This is a genomic window from Candidatus Njordibacter sp. Uisw_002, from assembly GCF_047730155.1.
Classification (GTDB): Bacteria; Pseudomonadota; Gammaproteobacteria; order Pseudomonadales; family Balneatricaceae; genus Njordibacter.
Genome location: NZ_CP159832.1, coordinates 132,501 through 148,654, shown reverse-complemented (window position 1 = coordinate 148,654; position 16,154 = coordinate 132,501). Strand labels below are relative to the sequence as shown.

General features: G+C 45.2%; 14 protein-coding genes. 3 read left to right on the top strand and 11 right to left on the bottom strand.

Features of this window, described 5'->3' with window-relative positions; all coding sequences use genetic code 11:
* Positions 1-132: 132 nt before the first annotated feature.
* A complete protein-coding gene (locus ABXT42_RS00720; RefSeq protein ID WP_443628468.1) occupies positions 133-2,160 on the top strand; it encodes an FG-GAP repeat domain-containing protein in 2,028 nt (675 codons plus the stop codon).
* Positions 2,161-2,179: 19 nt separating this feature from the next.
* Here the strand turns inward: ABXT42_RS00720 and gnd are convergent, their stop codons facing one another.
* The 9 genes from gnd to ABXT42_RS00675 all read right to left on the bottom strand — a co-directional run bounded on the left by gnd (position 2,180) and on the right by ABXT42_RS00675 (position 11,998).
* Positions 2,180-3,628, bottom strand: a complete 1,449-nt coding sequence (gene gnd / locus ABXT42_RS00715; protein WP_443628467.1) for a decarboxylating NADP(+)-dependent phosphogluconate dehydrogenase — start codon at positions 3,626-3,628, stop codon at positions 2,180-2,182.
* A gap of 68 nt (positions 3,629-3,696) precedes the next feature.
* Positions 3,697-4,818, bottom strand: a complete 1,122-nt coding sequence (locus ABXT42_RS00710; protein ID WP_443628466.1) for a Gfo/Idh/MocA family protein — start codon at positions 4,816-4,818, stop codon at positions 3,697-3,699.
* Position 4,819: 1 nt separating this feature from the next.
* Positions 4,820-5,875, bottom strand: a complete 1,056-nt coding sequence (locus tag ABXT42_RS00705) for a sugar phosphate isomerase/epimerase family protein (protein WP_443628465.1) — start codon at positions 5,873-5,875, stop codon at positions 4,820-4,822.
* A gap of 21 nt (positions 5,876-5,896) precedes the next feature.
* The gene (locus tag ABXT42_RS00700) at positions 5,897-7,018 is read right to left on the bottom strand and encodes a Gfo/Idh/MocA family protein (RefSeq protein ID WP_443628464.1); all 1,122 of its coding nucleotides are present in this window, start codon (positions 7,016-7,018) and stop codon (positions 5,897-5,899) included.
* Positions 7,011-7,775, bottom strand: coding sequence for a sugar phosphate isomerase/epimerase family protein (locus ABXT42_RS00695; protein ID WP_443628463.1), 765 nt, complete (start codon positions 7,773-7,775; stop codon positions 7,011-7,013). Before ABXT42_RS00695 ends, ABXT42_RS00700 begins: the two co-directional genes overlap by 8 nt.
* An 18-nt stretch (positions 7,776-7,793) precedes the next feature.
* Positions 7,794-8,873, bottom strand: a complete 1,080-nt coding sequence (locus ABXT42_RS00690; protein ID WP_443628462.1) for an ABC transporter ATP-binding protein — start codon at positions 8,871-8,873, stop codon at positions 7,794-7,796.
* A 7-nt stretch (positions 8,874-8,880) separates the two neighbouring features.
* Positions 8,881-9,786: a carbohydrate ABC transporter permease gene (locus ABXT42_RS00685; protein WP_443628461.1), complete on the bottom strand. Its 906-nt coding sequence runs from the start codon at positions 9,784-9,786 to the stop codon at positions 8,881-8,883.
* The gene (locus tag ABXT42_RS00680) at positions 9,779-10,696 is read right to left on the bottom strand and encodes a carbohydrate ABC transporter permease (RefSeq protein ID WP_443628460.1); all 918 of its coding nucleotides are present in this window, start codon (positions 10,694-10,696) and stop codon (positions 9,779-9,781) included. Before ABXT42_RS00680 ends, ABXT42_RS00685 begins: the two co-directional genes overlap by 8 nt.
* Before the next feature lie 72 nt (positions 10,697-10,768).
* Positions 10,769-11,998 (bottom strand): ABC transporter substrate-binding protein, encoded by a 1,230-nt coding sequence (locus ABXT42_RS00675; protein ID WP_443628459.1) that lies wholly within the window; start codon positions 11,996-11,998, stop codon positions 10,769-10,771.
* Between the two features lie 236 nt (positions 11,999-12,234).
* Here ABXT42_RS00675 and ABXT42_RS00670 point away from each other — a divergent pair, with 236 nt between their 5' ends.
* Positions 12,235-13,197, top strand: a complete 963-nt coding sequence (locus ABXT42_RS00670) for a LacI family DNA-binding transcriptional regulator (RefSeq protein ID WP_443628458.1) — start codon at positions 12,235-12,237, stop codon at positions 13,195-13,197.
* A gap of 43 nt (positions 13,198-13,240) precedes the next feature.
* Here the strand turns inward: ABXT42_RS00670 and ABXT42_RS00665 are convergent, their stop codons facing one another.
* Positions 13,241-14,692, bottom strand: coding sequence for an aminotransferase class V-fold PLP-dependent enzyme (locus ABXT42_RS00665; RefSeq protein WP_443628457.1), 1,452 nt, complete (start codon positions 14,690-14,692; stop codon positions 13,241-13,243).
* Positions 14,693-14,752: 60 nt separating this feature from the next.
* On the opposite strand from ABXT42_RS00665, the gene ABXT42_RS00660 reads away from it, so the two are divergent.
* Positions 14,753-15,268: an Lrp/AsnC family transcriptional regulator gene (locus ABXT42_RS00660; RefSeq protein ID WP_443628456.1), complete on the top strand. Its 516-nt coding sequence runs from the start codon at positions 14,753-14,755 to the stop codon at positions 15,266-15,268.
* 74 nt (positions 15,269-15,342) lie between these two features.
* Here ABXT42_RS00660 and ABXT42_RS00655 read toward each other — a convergent pair whose 3' ends face one another.
* On the bottom strand, positions 15,343-16,134 hold the full coding sequence (locus tag ABXT42_RS00655) for an OmpA family protein (protein ID WP_443628455.1): 792 nt from the start codon (positions 16,132-16,134) through the stop codon (positions 15,343-15,345).
* Positions 16,135-16,154: the final 20 nt, after the last annotated feature.

Sequence of the window (16,154 nt, the reverse complement as noted above, 5' to 3'; positions counted from 1 at the left end):
ATACCTCTGCTTTTCTTGCATGTGTTGGGCCCACTAAAGCACGCCTTGATCGACACAGACGGACTATAGCGCAACCCAAGCTGCGCCTGATGTTATTAATAGTGATAGTTATGACAACAAGGAGCCCTCACAATGCTATTTCTTTCTCTTCAAACACTGATCAAACCATCAAAGAACAGACACCTTAGAAATTTGATCGCTTTATGTGTCTTGTTGACGCCTATACATTCATTAGCAAATGACCACTTTTCATCTTGGTCTGATAAGACTATTTGCCGTCTGGCGAAAGCGACTCCTGATAATATTGAATATCAAACCGAGTCAGCAAGCCGAGGGCTAAGCTGCGGTGGTTCAAACAAAAATAGCATCAGTGCTTCCTCAGCAAAAGTAGCCAAGGCACTTGCTGGCATTGATATTGAAAATGACCCCAATATTGACTTCTTCAAACCGCCAATGGCGCCGAAACCAACGAATCAATTGTACTGGTTTGGGAAAATGTGGAAAGTCGCAGATTATAACAATGATGGAATTTCCGATGTGCTCTACATAGGCACTATGAACGCAGAAAATTCTGTTTCTGGATCAGAAGATACGGGGGATATCTGTGGGACAAAGGCTTGCTCAGGATTCAAACCACTACCATCATTGTATCTGGGGGATAAAAACGGACAATTGACTTACTCACCTCAACTGTTAATTGACGAGCGAGAAGACAGTGGTATGTCGTTAGGTCGACAATTACTGGTTGCCGACTTCAATAGCGATGACACCTTGGACTTTTATGTCGCCGATCACGGAATTGGCACCCACAAGGGTGTTAGGGATAGTTACTTTCTAAGTCAACCTAATGGCACTTGGATAGAGTCATCCGACACACATTTAAGCCACTCTAACTTTAGGGTTTTTGATCACGGCGGTGCTACTGGTGACATTGATAATGACGGTGATATGGATATTGTTATAACTGAACTGCATCACCAAAAGAATGGCACCTCTTTTTGGTGCTTGATGAATGATGGCAGTGGCTTTTTAAAAAAACGTAAGTGTGGTGGCAGTAACGCTTTTGGGTTAGAACTTGCAGATATGGATGGTGATGGCGATTTAGACGCACTGGTTGGCGCTCACGAATATGGAGGAAACCAAGCATTTACTGGCATTGTTTGGAATAACGGCAAAGGGTACTTTTCTCAAAAAACCGCACTCCCACAACACAAAAAGAAATGGGGAACCATTCCTGAAGTTTCAGGATCAGACCTAGATAATGATGGTGATCTAGATATTGTTTATAGTAGAGCGGGCGTTTTATATGTGGGCACTGCAATACAAATTATTGAAAACTTAGGCAACAAGCAGTTTAAAGATCACGGCATATTTCCTTTAGTCGAGGCTCCATCTGATTTTAAACCGATTGGAGAAGGGAATGAGTGGAATGATTTTATAGAGAACATTATGTTCAGAGATTTTGACCAAGATGGTGACAGTGACATTTATTTGTCTTCTGGGTCACGTAAAACTAATGGGGCAACTTTGATTAACAATGGGGAATTCAAATTTGAAATATTAAGTCCTAGTGAATCGACGCAATATTTTGAAGATGGTAGTCAAAAGAAAATCCTGATCGACCTTGATTATGCAAGAAAGCAAGCAGTTGCTAAAGACACAGCCCACTCCAATAATTTCTCTAAAGCGTTATCAAAGCTACCATCGATAGAGTTTGAAGGTATAGATGCGTTTAAAGCATTTGAAATTCCGATTAGTTTAACCACATCGGGTGCTTTAATTATGGGCTTTAAAGATATAGAAGTTGACCGACAACATAACAGTCCGTGGCTCAAAGCGAGAATACACCTGCAGTATGGCAACCAGGATATATCGACCAACTTATGTGTTCAATATTACCCAGAATATAAATTCCTAGCACCACGTGTTTCATTTACAAGAGGCGATTGGGGAGATGTCGAGGAGTATGAGCATAGTTCTCGGGGGTGTAATGGCTTCGTAGGGAACTGGGAGTACGACAACAATGCTTCTAAGTTAGAGGCGATGGGAATTAAAGCAGTTATTGATGATGTGCGTTTAAACTATCGCCAGTTCCTAGAAGGAATTAGTGCTCAGTCAAATATTTCTGCCCAATTCCTCCTCAGCCAAGACGTTAATTGACACTGTGGCTTAAACCTAATTAAGCAAGATAGGTAGACGCAGAAGTTGTGCCTCCCCTACCAGTCCAATTAGTATGGAAAAATTCACCTCTTGGTTTATCAAGCCTCTCATAAGTATGAGCACCAAAATAATCACGCTGGGCCTGCAGTAGATTAGCGGGTAAACGCTCAGTACGGTAACCATCGTAATAGGCTAATGCCGCCGCCATGGCTGGCATTGGAACGCCAAGCTTAACTGACTGAATAATAACCCGGCGCCAAGCAGCTTGTGCAGTCTCTATAGCTCCCTTAAAAAAGGTGTCTAGCATTAGATTGACTAGCTCCGGATTAGTATCGAAGGCGAGCTTAATATCATCAAGAAATACAGATCGAATGATACAGCCACCACGCCACATCTGAGCTATCTGACCATAATTTAAATGCCATCCATACTCAATGGCTGAGGCTCGCAAAAGTTGGTAACCTTGTGCATAGGAAACAATTTTTGAAGCATATAATGCCTGCTGTAAATCATCAATAAATGCCGTTGTGTCTCCCTCATAACTCAGTTCTGGGCCACTGAGTTGTTTGGCTGCTTCTATGCGTTCGTTTTTCAATGCAGATAAGCAGCGCGCAAATACAGCTTCACCAGTCAAGGTTGCCGGTTGACCAAAGTCTAGGGCCGTCACAGCAGTCCATTTGCCAGTTCCCTTTTGTCCTGCAGCGTCAAGAATGTTATCGATGACGGCTTCACCATTGCTGTCTTTATAACCTAGAATATTAGCGGTGATTTCAATCAAATAAGAGTCAAGCACCCCTTTATTCCACTGCTTAAATACATGGTGCATGGCTTCATTGGATAACCCAAGTCCATCCCTCATAATTTGGTAGGATTCACAGATCATCTGCATGTCGCCATATTCGATGCCGTTGTGAACCATTTTCACAAAGTGCCCAGCACCATCGTTGCCAACCCATTCGCAGCAAGCTTCGCCCTTATCTGTCTTGGCAGCAATCCTTTGAAAGATCGGTTTTACCAAAGGCCATGCGGCTTCTGAACCCCCAGGCATGATAGAGGGCCCCAAAAGTGCACCTTCTTCACCACCAGAGACGCCAACACCAATATAGTAAAGACCATTGCTTTCAACATAACTGCAGCGACGAACAGTATCAGGATAACGGCTGTTGCCTCCATCAATAATAATATCACCCTTATCAAGCAGCGGAACCAGATGCTCAATGACGTCATCCACAGCTTCACCGGCCTTTATCAACATCATTATTTTGCGCGGACGGGCTAGACTTTCACAAAGTTGTTCAATGCTGTGGCATCCAATGATATTTTTATCTGCACCTCGACCTGATATAAATCGGCCTACTTTTCCCATCGTTCGATTAAATACGGCCACTGTAAACCCTTTACTCGCCATATTTAATACTAAGTTCTCACCCATAACGGCAAGGCCAATAAGCCCAATATGTGCTGCCATATTAATATCCTTTGTATTGCTCAGTGGTTAGCTGAGGTAGTGCTAACATTCATTAATCAAACAACAGACTATAGCTCAACCCAGGCTGCGCCTGCTTTTGATGATCTTTGACAAGCATCAACAAAGCGCACGCCATCAAACCCTTGCTCGATACCAATCACTGTATTTGGATGGGTGGTTTCGCTGGCAATGATCACTTGCGCCACCTCTTTGTAAAGCGTCGCAAAAGCCTCCAAGTAGCCTTCTGGGTGGCCCGCTGGAATACGCGTCACTGTTGCAGCCGCCGCGTATGCGAAGCCACCACCACGAGTGTACATGACTGGTGGCTCACCCAATTTAGTGTACCAAAGCTTGTTAGGGTCTTCTTGTGACCATCTGATCGATCCTTTAGTGCCATAAATAGCCAATGTTAGATTATTTGCGTTTCCAATAGCCACTTGGCTCACCCAAATATGCCCACGGGCACCCCCATCAAAGTGCAAATTAATGCGGGCGTCATCATCAACTAAGCGCCCTTTTACATGCGTGTGTAATGTCGCGTTTAATGTGCGGGTACGAAGGCCTGTAACAAAGCCTACAAGGTTGTATGCGTGGGTGCCAATATCACCAATCGCACCGCCGCCAGATTGGTAGGGGTCATTGCGCCATGCGGCCTGCTTATTGTCAGGATTGGGGGCTTTACTCAGCCAGTCCTGTAGGTAATTCGCTTCGACAATTTGAATGTCACCCAGCACCCCCTCTGTCACCATCTGCTGGGCTTGACGAATCATTGGATAACCCGTGTAGTTATGCGTCACAAACAAAGACGCCTTAGACACAGCAGCAGCTGCGACTAAACTTTTTGCCTGAGCCAAGGTGGCTGTCATGGGTTTGTCACATATTACATGAATATTTTCAGCTAAGAAGGCCTCGGCTATGGGTCCATGCAGATGATTTGGTGTCACAATAGACACGACATCTATACCATCTGGCCTAGCCGACTCCATCTTCGCCATTTGCGTGTAATCATCATAGGAACGATCTTTATCGACACCTAGTTCGCCAGCAAAAGCATGGGCACGCAAAGGATCTGATGCAAACGACCCTGCAACAAGTTGATAACACCCATCAAGCCTTGCGGCCATGCGATGAACGCCACCAATAAATGCGCCTTGGCCACCACCTACCATACCCAGCTTAAGAGGAGTCATGTTAGAAGCCCATCATTTTGCGCAGCGCTGCTTTGTCTGTGGCTCCACCTGCAAAATCATCAAAAGCCTTATCTGTAGGGCGAATAATATGATCTGCTATGAACGGCGCTCCCTCTGCAGCACCTTGTTCAGGATGCTTCAAGCAACATTCCCATTCCAGCACAGCCCAGCCCTCAAACCCATACTGGGCAAGCTTGGAAAAGATACTCACAAAATCCACTTGGCCATCGCCAAGGGATCGAAAACGAGCCGCACGATCTGTCCAGTCGGAGTAGCCAGAGTAAACACCTTGTCGCCCGGTTGGATTAAATTCGGCATCCTTGACATGAAAGGCGCCAATTCGCTCGTGATAAATATCGATAAAGGCGAGGTAGTCTAACTGCTGCAATAAAAAGTGTGAGGGATCATAAAGAATCTTGCAACGCGGGTGATTATCCAAAGCGCCAAGAAAGCGATCAAAGGTAGTGCCATCAAAAACATCTTCACCAGGGTGGATTTCAAAAGCCACATCAACACCTGCCGCATCATAAACATCCAAAATGGGCTTCCACCGACGTGCTAGTTCGCTAAATGCTTCTTCCACCAATCCTGCAGGCCGCTGCGGCCAGGGATATACATAGGGGAAGGCCAAAGAGCCAGTAAAAGCTGCAATGCACGTCAAGCCAAGTTTTTGTGATGCACTTGCAGCTTTAATCACTTGATCCACTGCCCAAGCTTGGCGCTCTGCTGGTTTACCATGCACATGTTCTGGTGCAAATGCATCAAATGCAGTGTCATACGCTGGATTAACAGCAACAAGCTGACCTTGTAAGTGCACAGAAAGCTCAGTGATAGTGACCCCATGTAAAGTACAAATGGCTTTAATTTCATCGCAATAGCTCTGACTGCTGGCCGCTTCCTCTAGGTTAAACAACCGAGTATCCCAGGTGGGTATTTGTACCCCTTTGTAGCCTAAACCTGCCACCCATTCAACAATAGAGGGCAGGGTGTTAAACGGCGCTTCATCACTTACAAACTGGGCCAAAAATATTGCAGGGCCTTTAATTAAACTGCTCATCTTATTCTCCGTGTATATCGATTACACCAGTAAAGCTCTTGCTTGGTCTGGACCCAATGCTTCTGGGCGCTGGCAGGTGGTTGTCATTGTCATTACTTCTTGTGTTTGCCCTGCTTCCAATACAGCCGTCATCACTTCAACAACGTGAGTGGCAAAGGCTTCATTGCAACGGTGGGGGGTATTCGCACTGATCGATAACGCCATATCAGCCAAGCCAGCGCCACGATAATTGGCTTTAGTGTCTTCAAAATTTGGTATGGCAAAGGGATGATCCCATGTTTTTTCAACTGGGTCATTGGCTTGCTCGGTGATCGTTACGATGCCGCCAAAGAAGTTTGGATCAGGCACGCTCATTGTTCCTTTAGAGCCATAGAGTTCCATAATGGGATGTGCAGTAGCCCAAACATCCCAGCTGGCAAGTAATGTAATAATTGCACCATTTTCAAAATACAGCACCGAATGAATGGTGGTGGGTGTTTCCACCGGAATGATTTCACCGTTGCGCGGGCCATTGGCGATAGTGCGTGTCTTAGTTGCTGAATTTGTAAAACTGGCCACCTTCGTTACAGGCCCAAGAATCTGCACTAGGGTGCAGATGTAGTAAGGCCCAAGGTCTAGAATTGGGCCCCCTCCATTAAGGAAGAAAAAGTCTGGGTTAGGGTGCCAATCTTCCATTCCCGATGACATCACCACGGCTGTACCTGAGGTAATGTCTCCAATCACACCATTATCTACAAGATTACGTGCAAGCTGATGACTAGCCCCCATAAACGTATCTGGAGCAGATCCGATGCGCACATCATTGGCTTTGGCCACCGCGCCGAGCTCTTGTGCTTCAGCAAGGCTAAGCACAAATGGTTTTTCAGAATAAACGTGTTTGCCCGCCTCTAAAATCTTTCGGGAAACCTCAAGGTGCGCAGCAGGTATTGTCAAATTGATCACCAGATCAATATCACTGGCCTGCAATAGCTGCTCCACTGTCTGAGCACGCACGCCAAATTCTTTGGCTTTGGCGTTGGCATTATCCATGTTGATGTCTGCCACAGACAAAATTTTATAACCTTTAAACATAGGCGCCAACTGCAGATAGGCGGCCGAAATGTTCCCACATCCAATAATACCCACACCTAATAGCTTAGTCATGTGTGTTATCCCATAATTTTTCAAAAGCAACCACCGAGCGAGTTGCATAACCTAATGGATCCTTAGGTTTATCGTGCTCCAGCGCATAGAGTAAATGGTTAGATTGGCTGCGACAGGCTTGCAAAAGTGCAGCCCAATCCAACGTGCCTGCACCCAAATCAGCCCAGCCATCCTCGTCTAAATTTTTACCAACAGGGGCGATATCTTTTACGTGAATGGCAGCCAAACGGCTTCCATAACGTTGGATATATTGCAAAGGATCACTTGCGCCGCGCGCAACCCAAGCTAGATCAGCCTCCCATTTAATATCAGGGGCTTGTTCTAAAATAATATCCATGGGAATACCGCCATCTGCAAGAGCCACAAATTCAAAATCGTGATTATGCCAACCAAATAAAATGCCGTGTTTGGCGTATTTTTTTGCTGCTGCATTTAGACGGTGTGCTAGCCTGGTATATCCAACACTTGTGCCAGGGCGATCTTGCTCTTCTAAATAAGGTGCGACAATAAAGCCTATCCCCAGTGTTTTAGCAACGCCCAATGTGGCTTCAAAGTCATCCTCAATGTCGTTTAATCCCATATGCCCAGAGGGCATAGAAATGCCATTAGCGTCCATCGCTGCGCGGTAGGCAAGAGGGTCGCCATACACTCCGCCATAACCTTCCACTTGTGTCATTCCAATCGCAGCCAATTCATCCAAGAGACCAATTTGGTCTTCATAATCACGCATTGAATAAAGTTGAATAGATAAAGTCATAATTTTTTTCCAGTTCAATTAGAGACGAACTTCAGAGTTCATATCAAATAAATGTATTCGAGCTGCATCAAAACCAATTTTAAGCGTGTCACCTGCTTTAATGACCGCTAAACCTTCAGTTCTCACACGCACAGATTGACCAGCAAAGTTAACCCAAACTAAAGTATCAGAGCCCATGGGCTCAACAATATCAACCACGATGGAGCTACTAAAAGACGCTTTGTCCGCAGCATCACCTGTGAGCATGTGTTCTGGCCGAATACCAAGCCATACTGATCCATCTTGTTGGTCATTATTATCAAATTCGTAGCCTGTAACGTCCACTTCAAACCCATCACAAGAGAATTGTGTGCCTCTTATATGGCCTTTAAAGAGGTTCATTGCGGGTGACCCAATAAAGTCTGCAACGTATTTGTTACACGGTTTTGCGTAAATAACTTCTGGCGTATCCAACTGTTCTATTAGACCATCTTTCATGATTGAAATTCGATCGGCAAGCGTCATGGCTTCGACCTGATCATGGGTTACATAGATCATGGTATTTTTAAGTTTATGGTGAAGGCGCTTTAATTCCACCCGAAGGTCGGTACGTAGTTTTGCATCGAGGTTGGACAAGGGCTCATCAAACAAAAACACATCCACATCACGCACCAACGCGCGGCCAATCGCAACTCGCTGGCGCTGTCCACCTGACAATGCACCAGGCTTACGATCTAAAAGTGATTCAATCTGCAACACTTCAGCTGCCCACGCTATGCGCTTTGCTATTTCAGGCTTTGGCACCTTGGCATTCTTTAATCCAAAGCTCAGGTTCCCACGCACGGTCATCTGTGGATAGAGCGCATACGATTGGAACACCATGCCGATGCCACGATCAGAAGGCTCCGCCCATGTGACGTTTTCGCCTTTGATGAATATTTGACCATCGGTCACATCCAAAAGCCCAGCAATACAGTTCAACAGGGTAGATTTACCACACCCAGACGAACCCAAAAGCACGATAAATTCACCTTCTACTATATCTAAGTTTAGTTGTTTAAGTACTTTTACAGCACCAAAATTCAGGTCTAGATTTTTTATTTCTACAGAGTTATTCATGAGTCATTTAGCCTTTGACTGCGCCAGCGGCAATGCCGCGAACAAAGAGTTTGCCAGACGCAAAGTAAATAATTAAAGGAACCAGGCCCGTCAGCAAGGTGGCTGCCATATTGACGTTATATTCTTTAATCCCTTGGACTGAGTTGACGATGTTGTTCAGTTGAACCGTCATCGGGTAAGTTTCAGGTTTGGTGTAGATTACCCCAAACAGGAAGTCGTTCCAGATACCTGTGACCTGCAAAATGATAGCCACTACGAAAATGGGCAATGCCATAGGAATCATAATCTGAAAATAAATCTGCCAAAACCCTGCCCCATCCACTCTGGCTGCCTTAAACAGTTCTTGAGGTATCGATGCAAAATAGTTACGGAACAATAGCGTAAGTATGGGCATGCCAAAAATGGTGTGTACCAAAACTAAGCCCCCTATAGAGCCCATCAACCCCAGCTCTCGAAGCAATATTACAATCGGGTACAGCATGGTTTGATAGGGGATAAACGCACCAATGATCAGAATGCTAAAGAACACTTCAGAGCCTTTGAACTTCCAATTTGACAATGCATAACCATTGATGGATGCAATAGTAATAGACAGTAAAACCGAGGGGATCAGAATACGCACAGAATTACCAAAACCTCGTGACAATCCATCACAATTAATTCCAGTACAAGCTTCTGACCACGCCTTAACCCAAGGTGCAAAGGTGATCTCCATAGGAGGCCCAAACACATTACCCATGCGAATTTCTGGCATACCCTTTAATGAAGTAACAATCATCACATAAAGGGGTAGAAGGTAGTACATAGAAACCATAATTAACGTGCCATAAAGGATAATATTGGCACGTGAAAAGGCCTTTTTGGGCTTTGGGCCACGAGGTCCATCAAGTAAACTTGTTGTTATATTAGCCACGTTTACGGCCTCCAAATTCTAGGTAAGCCCATGGGATCAAAACGATCACAACAGAGCACAACATCATTGTAGAAGCCGCAAAACCTTGGCCTAAGTTTTGAGCACGAAACATATATTCAATGACATATTTTGCGGGTACTTCAGAGGCTAGGCCTGGGCCTCCGCCCGTTTGTGCGACGACCAAATCATAAAGCTTAATAATGCCTGCGGCGATCAGCACTAAGGCAGTGATAAATACAGGCCGCATCATAGGTATGATAACCACAAGATAGGTTTTGATTGTGCCAATGCCATCAACACGGGTTGCTTTCCAAATATCTTCATCAATGCCACGAAGGCCGGCCAACATGATACACATGATTAGCCCTGTCCCCTGCCATAGCCCCGCAATCAAAAGGCCATAAATAACTGTGTTAGCGTCATTGAGTGGGTTAAATGCAAAGCTTTCCCAGCCCCAGCCACGCACCACACTTTGGAGACCAAAATCAGGGTTCAAAATCCACTGCCAGGCTAAACCTGTGACTACAAAGGAAAGCGCGAAGGGGTATAAAAAAATAGAACGAAAGGCGCTTTCGAATCGAATTTTTCGATCAAGACAAGCCGCCAGGCAAAAACCAATCACTAGTGTCAAAACCAAGGAACAAACACCATAAACTCCAAGATTAGTAATTGATATGATCCAACGGTCAGAGTCCCAAAGGCGCTCGTATTGATCAAGTCCAACCCATTTAGTTTTGGGTAGCATCCGTGAACCGGTAAAAGAATATAAAATCGTCCAGCCTGTGCCGCCCACAAAAACCACAAGTGCGGTTAAAATCATTGGGATCGATGCAAGCTTAGCCATCAGGTTCTTAAACAAACGACGAGGTCGTTTTGCAGTCTTGATGACAGAATCTGTAGTGACAGCCATCGTATAGGCTCCAGCTATAAATATGAGAAATGAGAATGGCCCAGCAGCGACGCCACCGGGCCAAGGAGCAACTTAGTCAGCGCTTTTGATTAGCTGAGCATAATCTGCCTGTGCATCGGCAGCAGACATGTCACCAGACCAGAACTGTGCCATCAAGTCTTCGATTTGTGTCTGCGTATCAGCAGACAAAGATTGGTCACCTGAAGGCAGAATGTTACCACCGGCCAAGATGCCTAGACCCTTCTGCATACAACCGTTGGCAGAAGACATATCAATGTCACCACGCACTGGCAAGGAACCTTTAGCAAGGTTGAAAGATACCTGAACTTCAGGTGAAATTAGCAAAGCAGCTAGCTCTTTTTGAGCCGCTGTAATGGCTGGGTCATCATTTACTGGGAAGTAGAAAGCATCACCACCTGTGTCCAGTATTTGATTCAAACCTAGACCTGGTAAGCAAGAATAGTCAACGCCTTCAACCTTACCTGCAACAGCAAATTCACCTTGCGCCCAGTCACCCATCAACTGTGCACCGGCAGAACCTGTGATAACCATGTTGGTCGCTTGGTTCCAGTCTTGAACGTTAGACCCAGCTGCAAGCTCGCGTGCATTAACCATGGCTTCAAATACAGCCTTATATTCTGGACCCTTTGCCACTTCAGCATTCTTGTTAACTGTCACTTCACGCCAAGCTTCAGTGCCAGCAACTGCTATGGTGATTGCGCCAAACGCTAGATTTTGTTGCCAACCTTGTTGACCCATCGCTAGTGGCAATGTTCCAGCTGCTTCAAGTTTGCCAGCAGAAGCTACAAATTCGTTCCAATCAGTGGGAACATCAAGACCTGCATTTTCATATGCAGCGTGGGATAACCACATCCACTGCCCAGAGTGAATGTTAACAGGTACACAGAAGATTTTGCCATCTAGGGTACATGAATCTAATAATGCTTTGGGGTTAACGATGTTTGCCCAGTTACCCGCTTCTGCTACGTCAGTTAGGTCTAACAATAATCCTGCTTCAATCAGCTCTTCAGCTTGACGGCCATGGTTTAGCTGTGTTGCTGCCATAGGGTCACCACCAAGAATACGCGATATAATGATTGGGCGAGCTGTGCCACCAGATCCAGCAATGGCTCCATCGACCCATGTATTGCCTGTAGCATTCCAAGCATCCGCAAACTTTGATACAGCCGCGGCTTCGCCTCCAGAAGTCCACCAATGAGTTACTTCCAATTCAGTTGCTTGAGACGCAGGGGCGGCTGCAAGCGCGCTACCAATTAGTAGCGATTTCAATATTTTAGACATGAGTTTATACTCCAAAAATGCGGCTTTTCGCCAGTTATTTTTCTGATCACTTATAATGCAATCGATTACATTAAACTTTATCAACACTAATCTTGTCAAGTGTTTATGTAAACGATTACAATGAAAGCCCACCCTGTATTAGATGTGCTACATATAAGGTTACGACACTGAAAAATTCAACCATCCAAGATGTTGCACGCGCTGCAGGGGTTTCAACGGCAACAGTCTCACGCACCTTGTCTCACCCTAATATTGTGTCTACATCAACCAAAGATCGTGTTTTTGACGCCGTGAAATTAACTGGCTATCGCATTAATCGAGCAGCAAGAAACCTTCGCACGCAACGTGCGCATTCAATATTGGTTTTATTACCAGATTTGGCTAATCCATTCTTTTCAAACATTCTTGAAGGCATTTCTCGCTATCTTTCAAGCAAGGGATACTCCATGTTAATCGCCAGCACTAACCAAGTGCACACAAGTGGTGAGCTACTCGTTGATTACCTTGATGACGCTCGTGCTGACGGCATGATTATCCTTGATGGTGGGTTGGATGCTGAGGTGGTCAAGTCTTTGGAAAAAGCTTCAAAGGCCAAATTCATTTTGTTCGCCTGTGAATGGATCGAGGGAGCAAATTTCCCATCTGTACGTAGTGAAAACGAGGAAGGTACACGCAAAGCTGTTAAGCACTTACATAGCTTGGGCCATCGTAAGGTCGGCCATGTGACTGGCCCTAAAAATAATGTCCTTGCTCAGGCTCGAAAAGATGCATTTATTTGTGAATTAAAAACGCTTAAGCTTGAATTAAAATCTCAATGGATCATCAGTGGCGATTTTTCACTGGCCGCAGGTTGTATTGCAGCGCAGGCTTGGATCGCATTAGATGATCGCCCCACTGCAGTGTTTTGCGCATCGGATCAACTTGCCCTAGGATTCATTGCCGAATTGTCTCGCCATGATTACAACGTGCCTTACCACGTCTCTGTGATGGGCTTTGATGACATTGATTTTTCAGAACAATACATCCCATCGCTCACATCCATACGCCAAGACAGGTTGTTTCTTGGTGAGACCGCGGCGTCCATGTTGATGCAGCGAATTGAATCGCCAGATAAAGATATTCACGACCATACCGCAATACTGCCAGTGTCTTTGGTTATTCGTGAAAGCACTGCGCCTCCAAATTTAGAGAAGTGTTAAAATAAAGCTTCAAACAAGCAAGGCAACACTTGTGTGTTTGAACTCAGCTTCTCAATGCAAAACGTGCGTTAGGTTCATCTACTTGATATGAACCACTGTGCTGGTTTGGATTGCTAGCTAGCTGGTCTACTGCCTGAATGATTTTATCCACTTTTTCATCACTCATAAGTACCGAAAAACTCAGCCTAGTCCAGCCTGGCTTGTGTATTTCTTCACCTTGTAAAATAGCCTCTTTAAGCACTGTTGAGCGGGCCTGATCAATATCTAACAAGCGATGGGCATAAGGCCCAGCACATGCACAGCCACCACGAGCTTGAATACCATAAACATCAGATAACATACGTGTAATCAGTTGCTGATGTACCAACTTGGTAGTGTCTGGGTCATATATTTGGAATGAAAAAATGGGCAAGCGGTTGTGAGCATTGGGGTTGCCCAATAGGGTAAGGTTGGGGTTATGTGCCCATACTTTTATGGCCCGCAGACGTAACTCTTCCAGACGCTTATCAAAGTAATCTTGGCCTATAGCTGCCTTAACAATAAAACAAAGGGCGGCACGAATATCACCCACCACATTAGGGGTGCCTGCCTCTTCTCTGGCAACAATACTTTCTGAGTAATGATGCTCCCACGGCGATACAAAACTTACCGTTCCACCTCCAGGGTTAGTGGGGGTGGTAGCTGTGACAGCGGCCTTGCGCACAATCATCACTCCAGATGCACCAGGGCCTCCAATAAATTTATGTGGAGACATAACCACTGCATCAATTTCAAAGTCTGTACCTGCTGCCATGTCAATGTTCATGTAAGGAGCACCACCAGCATAGTCCCACACACTTAGGGCTTCATATAGCTTTAGCAGTTTAGTGATTTTACACACATCTGCTTTAATACCCGTCACGTTAGAAGCTGCTGAAAAAGCACCCACAATTAAACGTGCGCTATTGGTTTGAAGCAACTCTTCTAATTGAACTAAATCTGGACCACCTTCTACAGCTTCTTGTAGCTGGATGACCTGCGCACCACTTTCACGCCAAGGCAAGATGTTTGAATGATGTTCATAGGGGCCTGTAATCACTAGGGGCACTTGTTTAGTTGGCTTATTCACACCCAAAAGATGGACAAGTCGATTAAGGCCCGCGGTAGCACCCGCACCCGTAAAGACCACAGCATGCCGACTATCTGCACCACAGATTTGAGCGATAGTTTCACGTGAGCTTTGGCGCAGCTGAGTCATAAACTGCCCGCAAAATGACGCCTCTGTGTGGCTGTTGGCATAATAGGGCAACACTTCATTAAGCATAAACTCTTCTACTTGTTGTAGTGCGCGGCCAGACGCTACATAGTCTGCATAAATCAGTGTTTTTACGCCGTTAATCCCGGGTATTTTCACTCCCTCGCCAATCAAACCTTGGGACAAATAGGCTGTGAGGTCGGTACGAAAAAACTGTTCTTGGAAGGTTTCCAACAAACAGGTGGCAGAAGTAGTAGGCATAAATTGCACTCAATTACGTGACTTGATAATTGAGAATTTTATCACTATAGTTGTAGATTAATGCACACATCTGATAACATCATAGGCCTATTAAAAGATCATATGAACGACAAAATTGATAATAATTTAAGTAATAACGACAAAGCAATTATACGTGCCCTACAGAAAGACGCATCACTGTCACAGCGCGAGCTTGCAGACTTAATAGGTATTTCACAAAACACCTGTTGGCGCCGACTAGCACGGCTTAAAGAAATGGGGGTAATCACTGGCCAAACGTTGCGCCTAGAACACACCAAAATTGGCTTGAATTTGGCGGTGTTTGTTATGGTGCGCACACGTCATCATAGTGCAGAGTGGTTAGCGCATTTTCGCACTACGGTACTGGCGTTGGAGAATGTGATCGACTTTTACCGCATTGCAGGTGACTATGACTACATGCTTAAAGTAGTAGCCAAAGATATGAATGATTTTGATCAGGTTTATCAAAGGCTGATTAGAAAGCTAGAGCTGGAAGCTGTGACCTCTTACATCACTATGGAAGCCATAGCCGATAGTCGCGATTTACCTGTGTAATGCTTCCATGGGTAGAGTGGCAGTATATTGCGAGCTAGTGTGGAGCCGCAATGTATGCAGCTCCAAAGTTATTACTAGTTAGCGACTTTTTGTTGTACTTTGAACACCAATTCTACACGGCGGCTTAACTCATCATTCTCACTACCGTCAGCGTTAAACACTAACTGTTGCTCACCCCAGGCCATAGTAGAGTTGGCTTCTACACCTCGTAAGTTTAAATAGTTGACGACGGTATTAATACGCCTTTGCGACAAGTCATAGTTATACTCATCTGTGCCTACACTATCCGTATGCCCACCTAGGCTAACTTTAAATATCTTGTAAGCTTTGCTGGCATCTATCATGGCCAACTCGATGTTTTCTTGTTGGTCTACGCGTAAATTATTTTTGTCAAAATCAAAATACACATTAGCAGTAATCTGCTCTACTGGATAACTGTAAGTCACTACAGCAGCCTCAGGTTGGGAGGCCATCAAAGATTCTGTGCTTGTTTCTACCACTACCTCAGGTTCTACCACTACCTCAGGTTTCACCAACACTGCAGGTTCTGCCACTACTTCAGGCTCTACCACTACTTCAGGTTTTGGCACTGGCGCTACTTTAGCCACAGTTTCTTCAATTACCACTGCCTCAGCTGGAGCGACTTCTACTACTTCTAATTCTAATTCGGCAGTTTCAAGGCTACACTTAGGGCCCCCTAAGGCTTCCCACGAGCCATTACGCACGCAGTCCCCAAAACCATCTAACACAGGGGTACCGTTACCAGAAAACCAAAAAGCGCGATGGACAACTGAATCATTATCCCCGTGTGCTTGAGCAACAGTGCTGCCGGCAAGCAGCGTAATTAAGCATAAAATTCGTAACATAACTGTTCCATATAAAAATC